Consider the following 21,009-nt stretch of genomic DNA (forward strand, 5'->3'; position numbering starts at 1 on the left):
GCATCACATTTGTGAACAACCAAAAACCTGTGGGAGCTGGCTTGCCAGCGATGGGGCCAGTCTGATCACCAGATAATCCGGATCAGAAAAAGCTCAACCCCACATGGAACAGCTTCTCCACATCACGAATATGCTTTTTATCCACAAGGAACAGAATTACATGGTCGCCCGCTTCGATCACCGTATCGTCGTGGGCAATGATCACCTGATCATTGCGGATCACCGCGCCGATGGTGGTGCCCGGCGGCAGGCCGATTTTCTCGATGGGCTTGCCAATGACCTTGCTCGACTTGGCATCGCCGTGGGCAATCGCCTCGATCGCTTCCGCCGCACCGCGACGCAATGAATGCACGCTGACGATATCGCCACGGCGCACGTGGGCCAGCAGCGTGCCGATGGTCGCCAGTTGCGGGCTGATGGCAATGTCGATGTCGCCGCCCTGGATCAAGTCGACGTAAGCCGGGTTGTTGATGATCGTCATCACCTTCTTCGCCCCCAGCCGTTTGGCCAGCAGCGACGACATGATGTTGGCTTCGTCATCGTTGGTCAGTGCGAGGAAAATATCCGCGTCGGCGATGTTCTCTTCCATCAGCAAATCGCGATCCGACGCGCTGCCCTGCAGCACCACGGTGCTGTCGAGGGTGTCGGAGAGATAGCGGCAGCGTGCCGGGTTCATCTCGATGATCTTCACCTGATAACGGCTTTCGATGGCCTCGGCCAGACGCTCGCCGATCTGCCCGCCGCCGGCGATGACGATGCGCTTGTAGGTCTCGTCGAGACGGCGCATTTCGCTCATCACTGCGCGAATATCCTCACGCGCGGCGATGAAGAAGACTTCGTCATCGGCTTCGATCACCGTATTGCCTTGCGGCAAAATCGGTCGGTCGCGGCGGAAAATCGCTGCGACGCGGGTCTCGACGTTCGGCATGTGCTCGCGCAATTGCCGCAATTGCTGACCCACCAACGGCCCACCGTAGTAAGCGCGTACGGCCACCAATTGCGCCTTGCCTTCGGCGAAGTCGATCACCTGCAAAGCGCCGGGATGCTGGATCAGGCGTTTGATGTAGTTGGTCACTACTTGCTCGGGACTGATCAGCACGTCGACCGGAATGGCTTCGTTCTGGAACAGCTGCTCTTCGCGGTTCAGATAGGACGCTTCGCGCACCCGGGCGATCTTGGTCGGGGTGTGGAACAACGTGTGGGCGACCTGACAGGCGACCATGTTGGTTTCGTCGCTGTTGGTCACGGCCACGAGCATGTCGGCGTCGTCGGCGCCGGCCTGGCGCAGCACCGATGGCAGCGAGCCACGGCCCTGCACGGTGCGGATGTCGAGACGATCACCGAGGTCGCGCAAGCGCTCGCCATCGGTGTCGACCACGGTAATATCGTTGGCTTCGCTCGCCAAGTGTTCAGCCAGCGAACCGCCGACCTGTCCTGCACCAAGGATGATGATTTTCATCCAGTCACTCCAATGAATCCGTTTAGCCGCGTGCGGCAGCGATCTTGATCAGTTTGGCGTAGTAGAACCCGTCATGCCCGCCCTGCTGGGCCAGCAGTTGGCGACCATGGGGCTGCTTGATCCCGGCAGTCGTGGCCAGGTCCAGCTCGCGTGCGCCAGGTGTGCGCTCGAGGAACGCGGCGATGACTTCGGTGTTCTCGGTCGGCAGGGTAGAGCAGGTGGCGTAAAGCAGGATGCCGCCGACTTCGAGGGTTTTCCACATCGCGTCGAGCAACTCGCCTTGCAGTTGCGCGAGGGCGACGATGTCGTCGGGCTGACGGGTCAGCTTGATGTCCGGATGACGGCGGATCACGCCGGTGGCCGAGCACGGTGCGTCGAGCAGGATGCGCTGGAACGGTTTGCCATCCCACCACTTCTCGATATCACGACCGTCAGCGGCGATCAGCTCTGCGCTCAAACCGAGGCGTTCGAGGTTTTCTCGCACGCGCACCAGACGCTTGGCTTCCAGATCCACCGCCACCACGCCGGCCAGTGCGGGCTCGGCTTCGAGGATGTGGCAGGTCTTGCCGCCGGGTGCGCAGCAGGCGTCGAGCACGCGTTGGCCCGGCGCCAGATCGAGCAGATCGGCGGCCAGTTGAGCGGCTTCGTCCTGCACGCTGATCCAGCCTTCGGCGAACCCCGGTAGGCTGCGCACATCGGCAGCGGCTTCAAGAATGATGCCGTCGCGGCTGAAGACACACGGTGTTGCCACGATACCGGCCGCAGTCAGGAGACCGAGATAGGCGTCGCGGCTGTGATGGCGACGGTTGACCCGCAGGATCATCGGCGGATGCGCGTTGTTCACTTCGCAGATCGCTTCCCACTGCTCTGGCCAGAAGGCCTTCAGGGATTTTTGCAGCCAGCGCGGGTGAGCAGTGCGTACCACTGGATCGCGCTCCAGCTCGGCGAAAATTGTTTCGCTTTCACGCTGGGCATTGCGCAATACGGCATTGAGCAGGCCCTTGGCCCAAGGCTTTTTCAGCTTCTCGGCGCAACCGACGGTTTCACCGATGGCTGCGTGGGCCGGAACGCGGGTGTAGAGCAACTGATAGAGGCCGACCAACAGCAACGCCTCGACATCGGCATCCGCAGCCTTGAACGGCTTCTGCAGGAGTTTTTCCGCCAGTGCCGACAGCCGTGGCTGCCAGCGCGCGGTGCCGAACGCCAGATCCTGAGTGAAACCGCGATCGCGATCCTCGACCTTGTCCAATTGCGTCGGCAGAGAGCTGTTAAGCGAGGCTTTGCCGCTCAGTACGGCGGCGAGAGCCTTGGCGGCGGCCAGACGAGGGTTCATTGCGCGTCCACCGCTGCGCCAAGAAGGGTGCCGACGGCGAATTTCTCACGACGGCTGTTGAACAGGTCGCTGAAATTCAGCGCCTTGCCGCCCGGCAATTGCAGACGGGTCAGGCACAGCGCCTGTTCGCCGCAGGCGACGATCAGGCCGTCCTTGCTGGCGCTGAGGATTTCACCCGGTGCGCCTTTACCGTCGGCAAGTTTTGCCGCCAGCACTTTCAGCGCTTCACCGTTGAGGGTGCTGTGGGTGATCGGCCATGGGTTGAAGGCGCGCACCAGTCGTTCCAGCTCAATGGCCGGACGGCTCCAGTCGATGCGTGCTTCGTCCTTGTTCAGTTTGTGCGCGTAGGTGGCGAGGTCGTCGTTCTGCACTTCGCCCTCAAGAGTGCCAGCCGCCAGGCCGGCAATCGCCTGCACCACGGCCGGCGGGCCCATCTCGGCGAGACGGTCGTGCAGCGTGCCGCCGGTGTCTTCGCCGGTGATCGGCGTGACGACCTTGAGCAGCATCGGCCCGGTGTCGAGGCCGGCTTCCATGCGCATCACGGTCACGCCACTTTCGGCATCGCCCGCTTCGACGGCGCGCTGAATCGGCGCCGCTCCGCGCCAGCGTGGCAGCAAGGATGCATGGCTGTTGATGCAGCCCAGACGCGGAATATCGAGCACCACTTGCGGCAGGATCAGACCGTAGGCGACCACCACCATCAAATCCGGCTTCAGCGCCGCGAGCTCGGCTTGTGCGTCAGCGTTGCGCAGGGTCGGCGGCTGCAACACCTGGATATTATTTTCCAGCGCCAGCTGTTTAACCGGGCTCGGCATCAGTTTTTGCCCGCGACCGGCTGGACGATCCGGTTGGGTGTAGACCGCAACGATCTCGTAAGGGCTGCTCAGCAGGGCCTTGAGGTGCTCGGCGGCGAATTCCGGAGTACCGGCAAAAACGATGCGCAGTGGCTCAGTCATTGAATGGCTCTCTATGGCAAAGCTTCATAAAAAGAAAAAGGCTTGCCGCAGCAAGCCTTTGAAGGAGGGCATCAAGCGTTCTGGCGATGGAGCTTTTCCAGTTTCTTCTTGATCCGGTCGCGTTTGAGCGTGGACAGGTAATCGACGAACAATTTGCCATTGAGGTGGTCGCATTCGTGCTGGATGCACACGGCGAGCAGGCCTTCGGCAATCAGTTCATAGGGCTTGCCGTCGCGGTCCAGCGCCTTGATCCTGACCTTCTGCGGACGGTCGACGTTTTCGTAGAAGCCGGGCACCGAAAGGCAGCCTTCCTGATACTGATCCATTTCCTCGGTCAGTGATTCGAACTCGGGGTTGATGAATACCCGCGGCTCGGAGCGGTCTTCGGAAAGGTCCATCACGACGATACGTTTGTGCACGTTGACCTGGGTCGCGGCGAGGCCGATGCCCGGCGCTTCATACATTGTTTCAAACATGTCATCGACCAACTGACGCACTTCGTCGTCCACTACAGCCACAGGCTTGGCGATAGTACGCAGACGCGGGTCCGGAAATTCGAGGATGTTTAAAATGGCCATAGGCTGATTGCTGCACGTGTTGAGTAAAGTCGGGTCGATGGCCTGGCAGGTCCGAAGATGCAGGCTACCGTTGTGAAGCGTAGCTTGTGCATTTTGCTCAAGCGAGCCACGGGGGCTCTGACGATTCACGCGAGCGCACATGATAAAGGGATTCACTGCATGAGGAAAACACTACTCGCCCTGCTGCTGTTGGCTTCGGCTGGCGCGGCGCAGGGGCAAGTGCAACTCAGGGATGGTTTTCCACAGCAATACACGGTGGTTTCGGGGGACACACTCTGGGATATTTCCGGCAAATACCTGCGCGAGCCCTGGCAGTGGCCACAACTGTGGCGGGCCAATCCGCAGATCGAGAACCCCAACCTGATCTACCCCGGCGACACGCTGACGTTCAGTTACGTCAACGGCCAGCCACGCCTGACCCTCAATCGCGGCGAGTCGCGCGGCACCATCAAGCTCTCTCCACGCATTCGCACCAGTCCGGTGGCCGAGGCGATTCCGAGCATTCCACTCAAATCCATCAACAGCTTTCTGTTGAGCAATCGCATCGTCGACAAGGCCGAAGACTTCGACAAGGCGCCGTACATCGTCGCCGGCGATGCCGAACGGGTGCTCAGCGGCACCGGCGACCGCATTTTCGCTCGTGGCCACTTCGACCCGGATCAGCCGGTGTACGGCATCTTCCGACAGGGCAAGATTTACACCGATCCGCAGACCAAGGAGTTTCTCGGGATCAACGCCGATGACATTGGTGGTGGAGAAATCGTTGCCACCGAGGGCGATGTCGCCACCCTCGCCCTGCAACGCACCACACAGGAAGTACGCCTCGGCGACCGCTTGTTCAGCGGCGAAGAGCGCTCGATCAACTCGACCTTCATGCCCAGCGCGCCGACCAGCAACATCAACGGCGTCATCATCGACGTGCCGCGCGGTGTCACCCAGATCGGCGCGATGGACGTGGTCACCCTGAACAAGGGCAAGCGTGACGGCCTGGCTGAAGGCAATGTGCTGGTGGTGATGAAAACCGGCGAAACCGTGCGCGACCGGATCACCGGTCAGCCACTGAAAATCCCCGACGAACGCGCCGGATTACTGATGGTGTTCCGCACCTACGACAAACTCAGCTACGGCCTCGTCCTTAACGCATCGCGCTCATTGGCGGTGCTCGACAAGGTGCGAAATCCGTAGCGTGCTTAACAAGTTACCAACAGAGTTATCCACAGCTTGCTCCGAATGGTTCGGGGCTTATAACGATCAAGGATTGATCCTTTATGCTGCCTGTCTGTACACCGGTTTCCCCTGCGGAACTGGAAGCGCGCCTGCGCCTGCACCGCTTGCCGACAATCGGTCCGAAGCGCTTTCTCAAATTGCTCGAAGCCTTTGGCTCGGCGTCCAAAGCCATCAGCGCCCCGGCCAGTGCCTGGCGTTCGCTGGGATTGCCGGCGGCCTGTGCCGAGGCGCGGCGATGTCCTAAAGTGCGCGATGGCGCAAGCCACGCAATGCGCTGGCTAGAGCGGCCCAATCAACATTTACTGATGTGGGATCAAGCGGATTATCCGGCGCTGCTCGCACAGATCCCGGATCCTCCGCCGTTGTTGTTCGTCGCGGGTGACCCACTGATTCTTGAAAAACCGCAACTGGCGATGGTTGGCAGCCGCCGTGCTTCGCGTCCGGGAATGGACACCGCCGCAGCCTTCTCTCGCTGCCTGGCGGGCGCCGGTTTTGTCATCACCAGTGGTCTGGCGCTGGGCATTGATGCCGCCGCGCATCAGGCCGCGCTGGATGTCGGCGGGCAAACCGTGGGTGTGCTGGGCACCGGCCTGGAAAATTTTTATCCACAGCGCAATCAGCGGCTGGCCGATGCGATGATTGCCTCGGGCAGCGCAGTGCTTTCGGAGTTTCCGCTGGATGCCGGCCCAAGCGCCAGCAACTTCCCGCGGCGCAACCGGATCATCAGTGGTTTGTCCCTTGGCGTGCTGGTGGTCGAGGCGAGTGTGGCCAGCGGTTCGCTGATCACCGCGCGGTTGGCGGCGGAACAGGGACGGGAGGTTTACGCCATTCCCGGCTCGATTCATCACCCCGGTGCACGCGGCTGTCACCAGTTGATTCGAGATGGCGCAGTGCTGGTCGAAACCATAGAGCACATCCTCGAAGCCCTGCGCGGCTGGCAGCATTTACCGATGTCTATGGACACGCCCAAAGAGACTCATCCACTGCTCACGCTGCTGCACGCCGCACCGCATACCAGCGAAGGCTTGGCTGATAGCAGTGGCTGGGCCTTGCCCAAAGTGTTGGCGGCCCTCACGGAACTGGAAATGGATGGCCGTGCGGTGTGCGAAAACGGTCGCTGGCTGGCCAGGACGAGCTAGGTTTTACAAGGAAGATCGGTAAACTGCGCGAAACCTGTTTGTGGAGAGTTTTTTCATGGTCAACAGTTGGCGTGTGCAACAAGCCGCGCGAGAGATTCGCGCCGGGGCGGTGATTGCCTATCCAACCGAAGCTGTCTGGGGGCTGGGTTGCGATCCGTGGAATGAAGAAGCGGTGGATCGACTGCTGGCGATCAAGAACCGTTCGGTCGACAAGGGCCTGATTCTGGTCGCCGACAATATTCGCCAGTTCGACTTTCTGTTTGAAGACTTCCCGCAGGACTGGATCGACCGCATGTCCAGCACCTGGCCAGGGCCGAACACCTGGCTGGTGCCGCATCAGAACTTGTTGCCGGAATGGGTCACCGGGGTGCATGACACCGTCGCGTTGCGGGTCAGTGATCACCCGCAGGTGCGTGACTTGTGCTCAATGGTCGGGCCGCTGATTTCGACATCGGCCAACCCCCAAGGACGTCCGGCGGCGCGCACGCGCTTGAGGGTCGAGCAGTATTTCCGCGGACAGATTGACCTGGTATTGGGTGGACAACTGGGTGGGCGCAAAAACCCCAGCGTCATCCGTGACCTGGCCAGCGGTAACGTCATTCGCCCTGACTGACGTTCTCTTTCAAGCTTATATAGATATATGTAGTACTCCTCGGCTTTAAAGGCGAGGAGTACTACATATGGCTGCGATTTTTCCTTCAAGTAACTATTAAAATACAACAACTGTTTGTTTATATCTGTCTTTAATGTGTCGGACTAATCGACGAGCATCCAGTTTCAGTAATTTTTCCTACGCCATTATCAGAAATCGCGCAGTGGCGATATTTCTAAAAGCATCCATCATTTCAATGCGCTCAGAAAACTTCGATAAGTTAACGTCTGCGGAGAAGGAATGGATACTACGGAATTACAACTCACGGATTATCTGCAGGCACTTCAGTCGACATTAAAACGTCAGCATGAAAATTGTCATGTGGTTACTCTCGAAGCCGGATCAGACACGCGAGAGTTTGAACGGTTTATTGGTCGGCAGTTTCGGCTGCGATTGCAACACTACATGCTGACCTCCAGAGCCCGTTTGCTGGAAACAAGCTTGGCGATAACGGCCCGCAGCACGCACTTCCTGCTCTATCAACAAGACCAGTTGATGGCGGTATTGAGAGTGACGCCCTCACCGTTTGAATGGGCATCACTGGCGCATCAGCATCTTTCGCCAACCCAGGCGCTGTCGCGTCATGTCGAGTTCAGCCGGTTGATCACCCTCTCTCAGGGTCACCTGCCGGTGTCGGTCAACTGCCTGCTGGCATCGGCCACCGAATGGGCGATCAAGCGCGGTTATGAGGGTGTCACAGCCCTGTGCCGATCACCCCAGCGGCGACTGTTCCAGCGCTTCGGCCTGACATCAATCACCACCGACTCCCTGCATATCGAACAACGCGCCCGCGGTGATTACTGGCTGCTCTCAGCGCAATGGCCGCAGATCCTCGCAGCCGTTCAACAACCCGCCCACACCGCCCTCAATTCACCGGAGAGTCACGATGACCGCGCATGTCAGTTTTGAACAACAGCTGAGCCTGCTGGACGAACGAATCGAAAATGTATGGGCCGCTATTCTCGATAACTCGCGGCTGGTTAAAGCCATCCGCGGCGGCAGCGTTTCGAAGGCCTTGTATGCGATTTACATGATCGAGACTTTCCACTACACCGCACACAATGCGCGAAACCAGGGTTTGGTGGGCGTGCGCCATGCCGACAATCCGGTGTATGCAAAATTTTGTTTTGAGCATGCGGCGCAAGAGGTCGGCCATGAAAAAATGGCACTGCATGACGTCATGAGTCTGGGCCTCAAGAATGAAGTCTTCGATATACCGACGGCACTACCGGCCACCGAAGTGTTAATCGCCTATTTATACTGGATATCTTTTACCGGTAATCCACTGCAACGGCTGGGGTACAGTTACTGGGCAGAAAACGCCTATCAATTTATTAATCCGCTCATTAATGGCTTGAGCGAAACATTGTCGTTAAAACCGGCTCAGCTGACATTCTTTATCGCTCACTCCGATATTGATATCGAACACTTCAACGAAATCAAACTCATCCTGCAGCGAACTTGCAAAGATCAATCCGATTGGGACGCCGTTGCTACCGTGATGGAAACCAGTTTGCGTTTGACCGGCAACATGCTTGAAGCCGTCTATGAGCAGTATGAGGCCTGGCAAAACGGCCTCGCACCGCGCTATGACTTCTTGCACGCTCTGGATAACTCATGAGCCCTTCACGGCGATTTTGCAGAATGACGCACGGGGGCAGGCATGGCTGACTATTTCGAGCGACTGAACTATGCGCTGGGGGATGAAGACACCGCACTGGAGTTCGCCATCCTGCCCCCGCGGGCCAGGCACGTGGTCGGCGTCGCGGGAAGTGGCGGACGGCTGCTGCCGCTGCTGGCCCGCAACCCCGCACGCATGACCTGCATCGATGTAAGTGCGCCGCAACTGGCGTTCACGCGACTGCGCTTTGCTCTGCTGGAACAGACCGATTACACATCGTTTATGGACTTCATGGGTTACCACCCAGGGGTTTTGCCGTCGAGACGCCAATCCATACTTGAGCAACTGGATCTGCCGCGTGTCGATCGCCACTGGCTGGCGGAGTTTTTCCAGACACGTCATTGGCAGGCGCCGATCTACATGGGGGCTTTTGAGCAGACTTTGCAGCGATTGGCGAAGGTCAATCGACTGTTTACCGGCGGGGCGGGGAGAGAGATTTTTCAGTGCTGCGATCTCGGCGAGCAAAGCGATTATTACCGAACCGGTTTTCCCCTCAGGCGCTGGCGGGCTGTGATCTCGCTGCTGGGCAACGCAGCAGTGCTCAATTCGTTGTTGTACAAAGGATCGTTTCCACCCAATAACCTGGGTATCAGCTCCCGCGCAGCGTATCTGGACATCTTCCACACCTTGTTTACCACGCAGATCGTGCGCGAGAGCTTCTTTGTGCAAATGCTGTTTTTTGGTGAGCTGCGCTACCCCGAAGGTTTCCCGCTGGAGTGCGATCCGCGGATCTTCAAGCGTGCCCGAGAGGCCATTCAGCAGTGTGAGTTGCGCATCGTGCAGGCCGACATTATCGATTGCGCCGCCAAACACACGGACGTCGATTTCGTATCGCTCTCGGACGTGCCTTCCTTCATGCCCCAGGTCGCTGGAGCGAGTGTCTTGCAACGGCTGCGGCCGTCCCTTGCCGAAGAGGCGTTGCTGGTCATGCGTGGACATTTGCACATCGTCCAGCCCGATTGTGCAGGCTTCTGCGATATCACTGCCCAGTACCAGGACGCGATCGCACGAGAAAAAACCCAGCTCTGGCGCGTGCAGGTCTACCGCCAGACGACACCTCTGCAGGTATCCCGATGAACAATCAGCACCCAACCGTCAACTGGGTAAAAAACCGTGTGCGTCAGGCTCGTGACGATCAGCAGCAGCTGTTTGATGCCGGCCTCAATGGCTTGAAACTGGTGAGCCGTGAGGGCAAGACCATCGAATTGAGCAGCGGTGAGCGGCTGACCGAGTTTCTCTCATGTTCTTACCTGGGACTGGAGTGCGACCCGCGTCTGATTCAAAGCGCGGTGAGCGCCGTGAAATCCTTCGGCGTGCAATTCGCCGCCGCACGAACCCGCGTACTGCTACCGCCCATGCGCGAACTCGACGAGCAGTTGAACCAGATATTCCAGGGCTACACGGTGACCTTCAACTCGGTGGGCAGTGCGCATCTGGGCTGCCTGCCGTTACTGGGCTCAGGCGAGTTACCGTCCTATCCGTTGCGTCGTGGCCCGGGCTGGATCGTCGACCGGGCGGCCCATGCCTCAATGCAGGTGCTGCAAGGGATCCTGTGGCAGTTCGGCCCTGTACAGCGATGCGACTGCAATGACGTGGACCAAGTCGAACAGGCTTGCTCCACGGCGGTAGCGGCAGGCAATACACCCATCATCCTCACGGACAGCATTGGCTCGATGCGGGGTTTGTATCCGGTCAATCGACTGTTGCAGCTGGCGGAGCGCTTTGAAGGCTATCTGTATGCCGATGACGCCCACGGCACCTCGATTCACGGCGTAACAGGCGGAGGTTATGCACTCGTTGCTGCTGGTGAGCAACGGCGCGACCGTCTGATTCTTCTGTCCTCGCTGTCCAAGGCATTTGGTGCCACGGGCGGAGCGATCACGGTCTTTACCGAAGCCGACGCTGAAATGATCCGCCGCCATGCGTCGACCTATACCTTCGGTGGGCCATTGTCGATGGGCGGTGTCGGTGCGGCGGTAGCGTCTGCGGACATTCACCTTTCGTCGGAGCTGGGACAGTTGCAGGCGGCTCTGTGGCGAAATGTTGCCCTGATCGACAACCTGCTCGGGCCGGTGCTGGGCAACCATGAAGTCGCCTCGCCCATTCGTTTCGTCCGCGTCGGCGCCGAGCGTGATGCCATCAGTCTGGCGTTACACCTGCGGCGAAAGGCCATAGCCGTTACCACCGCCATGTTTCCGGTGGTGGCCAAAGGCGAAGCGATTCTGCGTCTGGCCGTCAGCGCGAATCACAACCAGGCCCAATTGGAGAGCCTGGCCAATGCAGTCCGTGGCGGTTTCGATGAGTTGGGCATTCGCCAGGGTGGTCGTGACGATGAGCGATGATCCCGTGCTCTCTGCCAACCAGGCCTTTGCGCACAAATTGGCCCATGCGCAGTCACTGTCGTGGTTCTGTGCGCTGTGTCCGCAGATCCTCCAGGTGCACAGCCTGAAGGATTTGCAGCGCCTGCCGGTTCAGGCCGTGGAGGACGAACATGGCGGTGTGTTGTTTTCCGCGCTTGGCGAAGCGTCGCACCGTGCGCCGGGTGGCGGCCTGACCCTGACGTCGGGCGGCAGCACCGGCAACCGCAAACACATCACCCATTCCTGGACGTTCAACGCCAGCATCGTGCCGCTGGGGGCGCGAATGTTTGGCGTGGCGGACGAACGCCCGGGTGTGGTCATCAATTGCCTGACCGCGGGCGAAATGCAGGGGGCTTTCCAGTACGCCGCGGCGATCGTGCAGCATGTCGGCGCACGTCTGCTGCCCGCAGGTTCATTAATGGGTGTTCAGCGAATTGCCGGGTTGATTCAGTCGCAAGCGGCCGATGCGCTGATTTGCACGCCTTCCTTCGCCGCGGCGCTGTTCAACCACGATGAAATCGACGCACAGCAATTGGTCAGCCTGAGATGGCTTTACTACATCGGGGAACCCTGCGCTCCTCAATTGCGCGAACAGCTTGTCCGGGACTGGCCGGCGATAAGGCTCCGGTCGCTGGGCTACAGCTCGACGGAAACCGGCCCCATCGGCTATCAATGCGCGCACCTTGGACACGGTTTTTATCATCTGCACGCCGATGCGATGTTCATCGAAGTGGTGGACTCTCTCACCTTGCAAGCAGTGGCCGTGGGCGAAAGCGGTGAGTTCCTGCTGACATCCTTGCTGCCCGATCACGTGCCGCTGTTGCGTTACCGGATTGGTGATCGTGGGCGAATCCTGCGCAATGCGGCGAATTGCGCCTGTGGCAGCGCCTTGCCCGTGTTGCAACTTGAGGGGCGGGCAGAGACATCGATCAAGCTGGGTGGCGCGATCATCACGCAGCGACAGGTGATGAGCGTGCTCGCACAGGCGTTGCCAGAGTTGGCCTCTAACGACATTCAGGTACAGATCAATCGACAGGCCAACGGTGTGCGCATGTGTCTGGTCATTGCTCAGGACAAACTGCCGTCCGGCGCAGAAGCCGCCATCGAACAGGCGTTGCACAACGAGGCGCAGGCAAGCGCATTGCTCAGGTTGCCCGGTGTTTTGGGATTGCAGGTGCAGCGTCTGGCTCGCAGCCGTTTCGAAACAACTGCTGCGGGCAAGACGCCGTTCTTTATTGAGTTGGAGGCTACCCCGGACTCACCGGGGTAGCGTGTTTTCAGGGCAGCAGGATGGTCGAACCGGTGGTGCGCCGAGCCGACAACTCGGTCTGCGCCTTCGCCGCTTCAGCCAATGGATAGCGCTGGCTGATATCGACCTTGAGCTTGCCGCTGATGATCATCTCGAACAGTTCATCGGCCATGCGCTGCAGGTTCTGCGCATTGTTGGCATAGGTCGCCAATGTAGGCCGGGTGACGTAGAGCGAGCCCTTGGCGGAAAGGATGCCCAGATTCACCCCGTCGACTGCGCCGGAAGCATTGCCGAAGCTCACCACCAACCCACGAGGCGACACGCTGTCCAGCGAGGTCAGCCAAGTGTCCTTGCCAACCCCGTCATAGACCACCGGGACTTTCTTGCCGTCGGTCAATTCCAGCACGCGTTCGGCAACATTTTCGTGGCTGTAGTCGATGGTCGCCCAGGCACCGTTGGCCTTGGCCAGTTCGGCTTTTTCCTTCGAGCTGACGGTGCCGATCAGTTTCACGCCCAGCGCCTTGGCCCATTGGCAGGCCAGCGAACCCACGCCCCCCGCTGCGGCGTGGAACAAAATGGTCTCGCCGCCCTTGAGTTCATAGGTCTGACGCAGCAGGTACTGCACGGTCAAACCCTTGAGCATCACCCCGGCGGCGGTTTCGAAGCTGATCTGGTCCGGCAGCTTCACCAGATTGGCTTCAGGCAGGACGTGCAATTCGCTGTAGGCGCCCAGCGGGCCGCTGCCGTACGCGACGCGGTCTCCGACCTTGAACCGTGTAACGTCGCTGCCCACCGCCTCAACAATGCCTGCACCTTCCGCGCCCAGGCCGGACGGCAAGGCTGGCGGTGCGTAGAGGCCGCTGCGGAAATAGGTGTCGATGAAATTCAGGCCGATAGCCTTGTTGGCTACGCGCACCTGATTCGGGCCGGGCGCGGCGGGTTCGTAATCAACAAACTCGAGCACTTCGGGACCGCCGTGGGCGCGGAACTGGATACGCTTTGCCATCTGCCTGCTCTCCTTGGGTCTTTTGTAAGGTCCCTATCCAACGCTTATGCATGATCTTCGTCAACTGCGGCGCGTTGGCCTGCGGTGGTATGCTACGCGCCCATTTGCGCCGACCCCCGCCTGCGGGTTGCCGCGTAGTGATGCCCCGATTCAAGGTGAAGCCATGACGACCCGCACCGACGCCGTAAAGGCCTATCTGCTCGACCTGCAAGACCGCATCTGCGCCGCACTCGAAATCGAGGATGGCGGCACGCGCTTCGTCGAAGACGCCTGGACACGGCCTGCCGGCGGTGGCGGTCGTACTCGCGTCATTGAAAACGGCACGCTGATCGAAAAGGGTGGCGTCAACTTTTCCCACGTCTTCGGCAGTGGTCTGCCACCGTCGGCCAGCGCCCATCGCCCGGAATTGGCCGGTCGCGGTTTTGAGGCGCTCGGCGTGTCGTTGGTGATTCATCCGCACAGCCCACACGTGCCGACCTCTCACGCCAACGTGCGTTTTTTCATCGCCGAGAAAGAAGGTGAAGAGCCGGTCTGGTGGTTCGGCGGCGGCTTCGACCTGACGCCGTATTACGGCAACGAAGAAGACTGCATCCATTGGCACCGCGTCGCCGAACAGGCCTGCGCGCCATTCGGCGCTGACGTCTATCCGCGGTACAAGGCGTGGTGCGACACCTACTTCCACATCAAGCATCGCCACGAACCGCGCGGCATCGGCGGCTTGTTTTTCGATGACCTGAACGAGTGGGATTTCGACACCAGTTTCGCCTTTATGCGCGCCATTGGTGATGCCTACATCGACGCCTATCTGCCGATCGTGCAGCGCCGCAAGCACGATGCGTTCACCGCCCAGCAACGTGAGTTCCAGGAATTCCGCCGTGGCCGCTACGTCGAGTTCAACCTGGTTTACGACCGTGGCACGCTGTTCGGCCTGCAATCGGGCGGGCGTACCGAGTCGATCCTGATGTCGCTGCCGCCGCAAGTACGCTGGGGCTACGACTGGAAGGCTGAACCTGGCAGCGAAGAAGCACGCCTGACCGAGTACTTCCTGCAAGACCGCGACTGGCTGACTCAAGCCTGAGGACATCTGATGGATCGTTACGTCGTTTTCGGTAACCCGATCGGCCACAGCAAATCGCCGATGATCCACAAGCTGTTCGCCGAGCAGACCGGCGAGAGCCTCGAATACGCCACGTTGCTGGCGCCGCTCGACGACTTTTCCGGCTGCGCTACGGCGTTTTTCCGCGAAGGTCGCGGTGCCAATGTCACTGTGCCGTTCAAGGAAGACGCCTACCGCCTGGCTAACAGCCTGACGGCCCGCGCGCGACGGGCTGGTGCGGTGAATACCTTGAGCAAACTGGCCGACGGTTCGCTGCTTGGCGACAACACCGACGGCGCCGGACTGGTGCGGGATCTGACGGTAAACGCCGGGTTCAGTCTGACCGGCAAACGCATCTTGCTGCTCGGTGCCGGTGGCGCCGTGCGTGGAGCGCTGGAGCCGTTGCTGGCGGAGAAACCCGCCTCGGTGATCATCGCCAACCGTACGGTAGACAAGGCCGAGTTGCTGGCGGAATTGTTCTGCGATCTGGGGCCGGTGTCGGCCAGCGGCTTTGATTGGCTGCGCGAGCCGGTGGACGTGATCATCAACGCCACTTCCGCCAGCCTCACCGGCGATGTACCGCCGATTGCGCCGAGCCTGATCGAACCGGGCCAAACCCTGTGCTACGACATGATGTACGGCAAAGAACCGACCGCGTTCTGCCGTTGGGCCAGTGAGCACGGTGCGGCGGTGTCGATGGATGGTTTGGGCATGCTCGCCGAGCAAGCGGCGGAGGCTTTTTTCCTTTGGCGCGGAGTTCGCCCGGACACGGCGCCGGTTCTGGCCGAACTACGCCGCCAGTTGGCGCAGTAATTACTCATGTGGGAGCGAGCCTGCTCGCGAAAACGGCGGCACATCCAACATTGATGTGTCAGGTAGTCCGCTTTCGCGAGCAGGCTCGCTCCCACAGGGTTTTGCAGTGCTTGTCGGGTCAATCCTCAAACCGGATCGGGCATTTCTCTGGCCCTTCCAGCTTGCGCAGTTCCTCCACCACCTGCGGCCGCGCACCGCGCAAGGTCAGGCTGCGACCCTGGCCCAACAGGCGTCGCGCTTCCTGATGCAACATCTCCACCCCCGAATAGTCGATGAAGTTGATCTGCTGCGCCTCGATCACCACCCGCGCGCCGTGCATGCGCTGCAAACGCACTTGCAGATAATGGCTGGCGCCGAAGAAGATCGAGCCGCCGACCCCCAGCACATCGTCTTCGCCATCGCGCCAATGCTGCACCCGCGGCTGTGAAGTGCGCTTGAGGTAGAAGAACAGCGACGCCAGCACGCCGGCGTAAATCGCGGTCTGCAACTCCAGCAGCAGAGTGGCCAGGCAGGTCAGCGCCATCACCACGAATTCGGCGCGGCTGACCCTGAGCAACGATCGAATCCCGCGATGATCGACCAACCCCCAGGCGATCAGCAAAATGCTGCCAGCCATGGCAGGAATCGGGATGTGCGCGATCAGCCCGGCACCAAAAATCGCAAACAATGCCACCCAGATCGCCGAAAACACGCCTGCCAGCGGTGAGCAAGCGCCGGCCTCATAACTGAGACCCGAGCGGGTGAACGAGCCCGCCGACAGCGATCCGGAAAAGAACGCCCCGACAATGTTCGAAAGGCCCTGCGCGCGCACTTCCTGATTGGCATCGAGCAACTGCTGCGAACGTGCAGATATCGAACGGGCAATCGACAGGCTGGTGACCAGCCCCAGCATGCCCACCGCCACCGCGCTGGGTAGCAGGCGCAGGATCAAATCCAGATCCAGCGGCAACCCGCTGAACGGCGGCAAACGCCCGACAAATGCGCTGACCAGATGCACGTGGCCGAACATCGCCGGCCACAGCCATACCAGCAGACTGGCCAGCACCAACGTTATCAACAACGTCGGCCAGCGCGGCAACCACTGTTTCAGCACAACGCCGACTGCCACCGTGGCCACTCCGAGCAGCAACGAAGGTTTATCCACAGCCCGAAGGTGTTGCAGCAGATCCATCAAACTGTCCAGCGCCGTGGCTTTGGCGGGCAGATCCAGCCCCAGCAGATTCGGTAATTGCCCAATGGCAATCACCACCGCCGCGCCAAGGGTGAAACCGAGCACCACCGAATGCGAGACGAAGTTCACCAGCGCGCCAAACCGGAGCAAGCCAAGCAACCATTGAAATACCCCGGCGAGGAAGGTCAGCAACAGGATCAGGGTGACGTAGTCCTGGGATGCCGGCACGGCCAGTGGACTGACGCTGGCGTAAAGCACGATCGAAATCGCCGCGGTCGGGCCGCAGATCAGATGCCACGACGAACCCCACAGGCAGGCGATCAGCACCGGGATGATCGCGGCGTAGAGGCCGTATTCAGGTGGGAGACCGGCGATCAGCGCGTAGGCAATCGACTGAGGTAACGCGAGAATCGCACCGCTGAGGCCAACGATCAGATCCCGTCCGACGCTGGCGCGGGTTTGCCGGGGTAGCCAGGTGAGGAAGGGAAACAGTGAGCGGCGACTGGGAAAGGCCATGGGTCCTCGCGGTTTGGGTTTTGCTGCAAGGGTAACAGGGTGTCAGTTGGGAAAGCCCCTCACCCTAACCCTCTCCCAAAGGGAGAGGGGACTGACCGAGGTGTCTGGTCGAGTTACGCCCACGTGCAAAATCTGCGTCGAACTCAATGCTGAATACACCAGAGATCGGCTCCCTTTCCCCTCGCCCCCTCTGGGGGAGAGGGCTGGGGTGAGGGGGTAGAATCTCAAGCCGAGCACAATTCCAGCAACCCCACGATCAGAGCTTGGCTTTAACCGCCGCCAGCGCATCCTTGCCATCCAGCGTCTTCACCCCCTCCAGCCACTTGTCCAACACCGCCGGATTAGCCTTGATCCACGCCTTCGCCGCCTCGGCATTGCTGACCTTTTTGTTCACTACCTCGGCCATGATGCTGTTCTCCATCTCCTGAGTGAACGCAAGATTGGTCAGCAATTTACCCACATTCGGACACGCTTCGGCGTAACCCTTGCGCGTCAGGGTGAACACGCTGCCGGTGTCGCCAAAGTATTTCTCGCCGCCCTTCAGATAATGCATTTTCAACTGCACGTTCATCGGGTGCGGGGTCCAGCCGAGGAAGGTGACAAATTTCTGCTTTTTCACCGCCCGTGACACTTCGGCGAGCATCGCCTGTTCGCTGGACTCGATCAGTTTCCACTGACCCATGTCGAAGTCGTTCTTCTTGATGATCTCCTGCAGCGAGATGTTCGCCGGGGCGCCCGAGCCGATGCCGTAGATCTTCTTGTCGAACTTGTCGGCAAATTTGTTCAGGTCGGCAAAGTTATGCACACCCGCATCCCACACGTAGTCCGGCACGGCGAGGGTGAACTCGGTGCCGTCGAGGTTCTTCGCCAGTTGCGTGACATCGCCGGTAGCCACGAATTTATCGTAGAAGCCCTGCTGCGCCGGCATCCAGTTGCCGAGGAATACATCCACCTGACCGTCCTTCAAACCGCCGAAGGTGATCGGCACCGCGAGGGTGTCGACCTTGGCCTTGTAGCCCATGCCATCCAGCAGAAACCCGGTAATGGCGTTGGTTGCGGCGATGTCGCTCCAGCCGGGGTCGGCCATTTTTACCGTGGCGCAGCTTTGCTCGGCGAATGCCGACGTACTGCTCAGCGCTATCAGGCCAAACGTCACTGCTGTGGATAACTTGCGCATGGACTTCCCCTTCACATTATTGGTTTTGGCAGGGTTGTGGATAACGGGCCTTGCGCTCCAGATCATCGAGGTCGATGTGGTTGCGCATGTACTGCTGACTGGCGTCCACCAATGGCTGGTGATCCCAGCTCTTCAGCTTGCCGATGGTTAACGCATCGGCGACAAAACGGCGGCGGCGCTGGCTGGCGAGAACGTTCTGATGGATTGCCGGGATATCCCACTTGGCCCGCGCCTCGACGAGAAAATCGTCGAAAAGCTGGCGATGCAGTGGCGATAGGCTGAGTTCTTCCATTTCACGCGGATCGTTGTCTACGTCAAAGAGTAGGCAAGGGTCGCTTTCGCTGTAGATAAATTTGTAGGCGCCACGGCGGATCATCATCAGCGGGCTGATCGTGCCTTCGGCCATGTACTCGCCGAACACTTCGTCATGGCCGCCCTGCCCTTGCAGGTGCGGCACCAGCGACCGCCCATCCAGCGGCAGACCCGGCTCCAGCGTGCCGCCAGCCAGTTCGACGAAGGTGGGCAGCAGGTCTGCTGTGGACACCGCAGCGCTGATCCGACTCGCGCCAAACTGGCCTGGCGCACTTATCAACAGGGGAACGCGCGCCGCCATCTCGTACCAGTGCATTTTGTACCAGAGGCCTTTCTCGCCAAGCATGTCGCCGTGGTCGCCGGAGAAGACGATGATGGTGTCATCGATCAGCCCTGTTTCCTCGAGGGTTTGCAGAAGTTTGCCGACGTTGGCATCGATATAGCTGCAAGCGCCGAAGTACGCACGGCGCGCGTCGCGAATCTTATCCACAGGCAAGGGTTTATCCCACAGGTCATAAACCTTGAGCAGCCGTTGCGAGTGCGGATCGAGTTCTTGTTGAGCCGGCGTTGTAGGCAACGGGATATCGGCATCGTCGTACAAATCCCAGAATGCCTTGGGAATCGTGTACGGATCGTGTGGGTGTGTCATCGACACGGTCAGGCAGAACGGCTGATCGCCATCTTCACGAATGTGATCGAACAGATATTGCTGCGCCTTGAACACCACCTCTTCATCGAAATCGAGTTGATTGGTGCGCACGCACGGTCCGGCTTGCAGCACCGAAGACATGTTGTGATACCAGCTCGGCCGCACATCCGGCTCGTCCCAATTCACCGACCAACCATAATCGGCGGGATAGATATCGCTGGTCAGCCGCTCTTCGTAGCCATGCAACTGATCCGGGCCGCAAAAATGCATCTTGCCCGACAGCGCCGTGCGATAGCCGAGGCGACGCAGGTAGTGGGCGTAAGTCGGCACATCGGCGGGGAAATCGGCAGCGTTGTCGTAAGCGCCGATTTTGCTCGGCAACTGTCCGCTGACCAGGGTGAAACGCGACGGCGCGCACAACGGGCTGTTGCAGTACGCGGCATCGAACACCACGCCTTGGGCGGCCAGGCGGGAAAGATTGGGCAGTTTGATCGGCGAAGGCCCGTAGATCGGCAACATTGGCGCGGCCATCTGATCGGCCATGATGAAAAGAATATTCTTGCGCTTCATGTGATCGCGGCATTCCATAGTGAATATTTATGCGACATTGCTGCGATCGAGCATGGAGTCCATGCTCTGTCGGGTAAAGCCCGCGCCGGGCAATGACTAGGATAAGCACAGCTTATGTATGAAGCTCTTGGTGATCTGTCGCTCGACCTGTTGCGCGCCTTTGAGGCCGCTGCCCGGCATCGCAGTTTTACCGCCGCCGCAGTGGAGCTTGGCACCACGCAACCTGCGATCAGCCAGCAGATCAAACGACTGGAAGAGCAACTGGGCTCACGGTTGTTCGATCGAATCTACCGTGGCATTGAGCTCACCGAAGTCGGCACCATTCTGTTCGAGCAAGTTACCCTCGGTTTGCAGAATATCGACGCCGGTTTGAGTGCGATCAGCGCACAGCAGCAACATGAGGTACTGCAAGTCGCTACCGATTTTGCCTTCGCTGCGTATTGGTTGATGCCGCGTCTGCATCGCTTCCATGAAGCCAATCCACACGTCGACGTCAGCCTGGTCACCAGTGAGCGCAACCACAACATGCTGCGCACCGATATCGACGTGGCGATCTTGTTCGGCGATGGCCGTTTCAAACAAGGTGAAAGCCATTGGCTGTTCAGCGAAGAAGTGTTCCCGGTGTGCAGTCCGCTCTTGCTCAAGGATCGTCCCCTGCCCTTGACCGCGCAGGCACTACTGGAACTTCCGCTGCTGCACCTGCGGGGGGAAAACAGCAGCAATTGGTTCGACTGGAGTGGACTGTTCCGCGAACTGGGCATCACTACCCCGCCGGCGCCGGGGCAATTGCGTTTCGACAATTACACACTGCTGATCCAAGCGGCGATCGGCGGCCAAGGCGTGGCGATTGGCTGGCGTCACCTTGTGGATAACTTGCTCAGTCAGGGCTTGCTGTGTCGACCGATTGCCGAGACCACGCTGTCGCGCCTTGGCTATTACGTGGTGTTGCCGCAGCGCAAACGGCGTGGAGTGTTGATTCAGCAGTTTGTCGATTGGCTGATGGAGGAGCAGGCCAGCAGTGCCGAATCCCTTACCGGGCTCGCGTTGCCTTCGATTGCGGTGTGA

Annotated in this window: 19 protein-coding genes; 11 read left to right on the top strand and 8 right to left on the bottom strand. The window is 59.8% G+C overall.

What is annotated here, in order from left to right:
- Nucleotides 1-82: 82 nt before the first annotated feature.
- The 4 genes from trkA to def form a co-directional block, all read right to left on the bottom strand.
- Entirely contained in the window at nucleotides 83-1,459 is a 1,377-nt protein-coding gene (gene trkA / locus AB4P97_RS24215; protein WP_042556912.1) for a Trk system potassium transporter TrkA, read from the bottom strand.
- Nucleotides 1,460-1,481: 22 nt separating this feature from the next.
- Entirely contained in the window at nucleotides 1,482-2,792 is a 1,311-nt protein-coding gene (gene rsmB / locus AB4P97_RS24220; RefSeq protein ID WP_395601708.1) for a 16S rRNA (cytosine(967)-C(5))-methyltransferase RsmB, read from the bottom strand.
- The gene (fmt, locus tag AB4P97_RS24225) at nucleotides 2,789-3,748 is read right to left on the bottom strand and encodes a methionyl-tRNA formyltransferase (protein ID WP_395601709.1); all 960 of its coding nucleotides are present in this window, start codon (nucleotides 3,746-3,748) and stop codon (nucleotides 2,789-2,791) included. The genes rsmB and fmt overlap by 4 nt, the downstream gene beginning before the upstream one ends.
- A 71-nt stretch (nucleotides 3,749-3,819) precedes the next feature.
- A complete protein-coding gene (gene def / locus AB4P97_RS24230) occupies nucleotides 3,820-4,326 on the bottom strand; it encodes a peptide deformylase (RefSeq protein ID WP_042556915.1) in 507 nt (168 codons plus the stop codon).
- Nucleotides 4,327-4,485: 159 nt separating this feature from the next.
- Between def and AB4P97_RS24235 the strand changes: the two genes are divergently transcribed.
- The 8 genes from AB4P97_RS24235 (at nucleotide 4,486) to AB4P97_RS24270 (ending at nucleotide 12,655) form a co-directional block, all read left to right on the top strand.
- Nucleotides 4,486-5,511 (top strand): LysM peptidoglycan-binding domain-containing protein, encoded by a 1,026-nt coding sequence (locus AB4P97_RS24235; RefSeq protein ID WP_042556916.1) that lies wholly within the window; start codon nucleotides 4,486-4,488, stop codon nucleotides 5,509-5,511.
- A gap of 83 nt (nucleotides 5,512-5,594) precedes the next feature.
- The gene (dprA, locus tag AB4P97_RS24240; RefSeq protein ID WP_395601710.1) at nucleotides 5,595-6,692 is read left to right on the top strand and encodes a DNA-processing protein DprA; all 1,098 of its coding nucleotides are present in this window, start codon (nucleotides 5,595-5,597) and stop codon (nucleotides 6,690-6,692) included.
- A 55-nt stretch (nucleotides 6,693-6,747) separates the two neighbouring features.
- The gene (locus AB4P97_RS24245; protein ID WP_042556918.1) at nucleotides 6,748-7,305 is read left to right on the top strand and encodes an L-threonylcarbamoyladenylate synthase; all 558 of its coding nucleotides are present in this window, start codon (nucleotides 6,748-6,750) and stop codon (nucleotides 7,303-7,305) included.
- Between the two features lie 279 nt (nucleotides 7,306-7,584).
- Complete coding sequence (locus tag AB4P97_RS24250) at nucleotides 7,585-8,253, top strand: hypothetical protein (RefSeq protein WP_042556919.1); 669 nt, start codon at nucleotides 7,585-7,587, stop codon at nucleotides 8,251-8,253.
- Complete coding sequence (locus AB4P97_RS24255) at nucleotides 8,231-8,965, top strand: iron-containing redox enzyme family protein (RefSeq protein WP_395601711.1); 735 nt, start codon at nucleotides 8,231-8,233, stop codon at nucleotides 8,963-8,965. Before AB4P97_RS24250 ends, AB4P97_RS24255 begins: the two co-directional genes overlap by 23 nt.
- 42 nt (nucleotides 8,966-9,007) lie before the next feature.
- Complete coding sequence (locus AB4P97_RS24260; protein ID WP_395601712.1) at nucleotides 9,008-10,102, top strand: DUF3419 family protein; 1,095 nt, start codon at nucleotides 9,008-9,010, stop codon at nucleotides 10,100-10,102.
- Nucleotides 10,099-11,367 carry an aminotransferase class I/II-fold pyridoxal phosphate-dependent enzyme gene (locus AB4P97_RS24265; protein WP_273877442.1) on the top strand — a complete coding sequence of 423 codons (1,269 nt, stop codon included), beginning with the start codon at nucleotides 10,099-10,101 and terminating at the stop codon, nucleotides 11,365-11,367. The genes AB4P97_RS24260 and AB4P97_RS24265 overlap by 4 nt, the downstream gene beginning before the upstream one ends.
- The gene (locus tag AB4P97_RS24270; protein ID WP_395601713.1) at nucleotides 11,357-12,655 is read left to right on the top strand and encodes a phenylacetate--CoA ligase family protein; all 1,299 of its coding nucleotides are present in this window, start codon (nucleotides 11,357-11,359) and stop codon (nucleotides 12,653-12,655) included. Before AB4P97_RS24265 ends, AB4P97_RS24270 begins: the two co-directional genes overlap by 11 nt.
- Nucleotides 12,656-12,662: 7 nt before the next feature.
- Here the strand turns inward: AB4P97_RS24270 and AB4P97_RS24275 are convergent, their stop codons facing one another.
- Nucleotides 12,663-13,640 carry a quinone oxidoreductase gene (locus AB4P97_RS24275; protein WP_042556922.1) on the bottom strand — a complete coding sequence of 326 codons (978 nt, stop codon included), beginning with the start codon at nucleotides 13,638-13,640 and terminating at the stop codon, nucleotides 12,663-12,665.
- Nucleotides 13,641-13,803: 163 nt separating this feature from the next.
- Between AB4P97_RS24275 and hemF the strand changes: the two genes are divergently transcribed.
- On the top strand, nucleotides 13,804-14,718 hold the full coding sequence (gene hemF / locus AB4P97_RS24280; RefSeq protein ID WP_395601714.1) for an oxygen-dependent coproporphyrinogen oxidase: 915 nt from the start codon (nucleotides 13,804-13,806) through the stop codon (nucleotides 14,716-14,718).
- 9 nt (nucleotides 14,719-14,727) lie between these two features.
- Entirely contained in the window at nucleotides 14,728-15,549 is an 822-nt protein-coding gene (gene aroE, locus AB4P97_RS24285; RefSeq protein ID WP_395601715.1) for a shikimate dehydrogenase, read from the top strand.
- 118 nt (nucleotides 15,550-15,667) lie between these two features.
- Here aroE and AB4P97_RS24290 read toward each other — a convergent pair whose 3' ends face one another.
- The 3 genes from AB4P97_RS24290 to betC all read right to left on the bottom strand — a co-directional run bounded on the left by AB4P97_RS24290 (nucleotide 15,668) and on the right by betC (nucleotide 19,944).
- Nucleotides 15,668-17,236, bottom strand: a complete 1,569-nt coding sequence (locus tag AB4P97_RS24290) for a SulP family inorganic anion transporter (protein ID WP_042556925.1) — start codon at nucleotides 17,234-17,236, stop codon at nucleotides 15,668-15,670.
- Between the two features lie 256 nt (nucleotides 17,237-17,492).
- Nucleotides 17,493-18,413, bottom strand: a complete 921-nt coding sequence (choX, locus tag AB4P97_RS24295) for a choline ABC transporter substrate-binding protein (RefSeq protein ID WP_047299184.1) — start codon at nucleotides 18,411-18,413, stop codon at nucleotides 17,493-17,495.
- Between the two features lie 16 nt (nucleotides 18,414-18,429).
- Nucleotides 18,430-19,944 (bottom strand): choline-sulfatase, encoded by a 1,515-nt coding sequence (gene betC / locus AB4P97_RS24300; protein WP_395601716.1) that lies wholly within the window; start codon nucleotides 19,942-19,944, stop codon nucleotides 18,430-18,432.
- 114 nt (nucleotides 19,945-20,058) lie between these two features.
- Here betC and AB4P97_RS24305 point away from each other — a divergent pair, with 114 nt between their 5' ends.
- Nucleotides 20,059-21,009, top strand: a complete 951-nt coding sequence (locus AB4P97_RS24305; protein WP_395601717.1) for a choline sulfate utilization transcriptional regulator — start codon at nucleotides 20,059-20,061, stop codon at nucleotides 21,007-21,009.

Source organism: Pseudomonas sp. A1230, assembly GCF_044218825.1.
Classification (GTDB): Bacteria; Pseudomonadota; Gammaproteobacteria; order Pseudomonadales; family Pseudomonadaceae; genus Aquipseudomonas; species Aquipseudomonas iridis.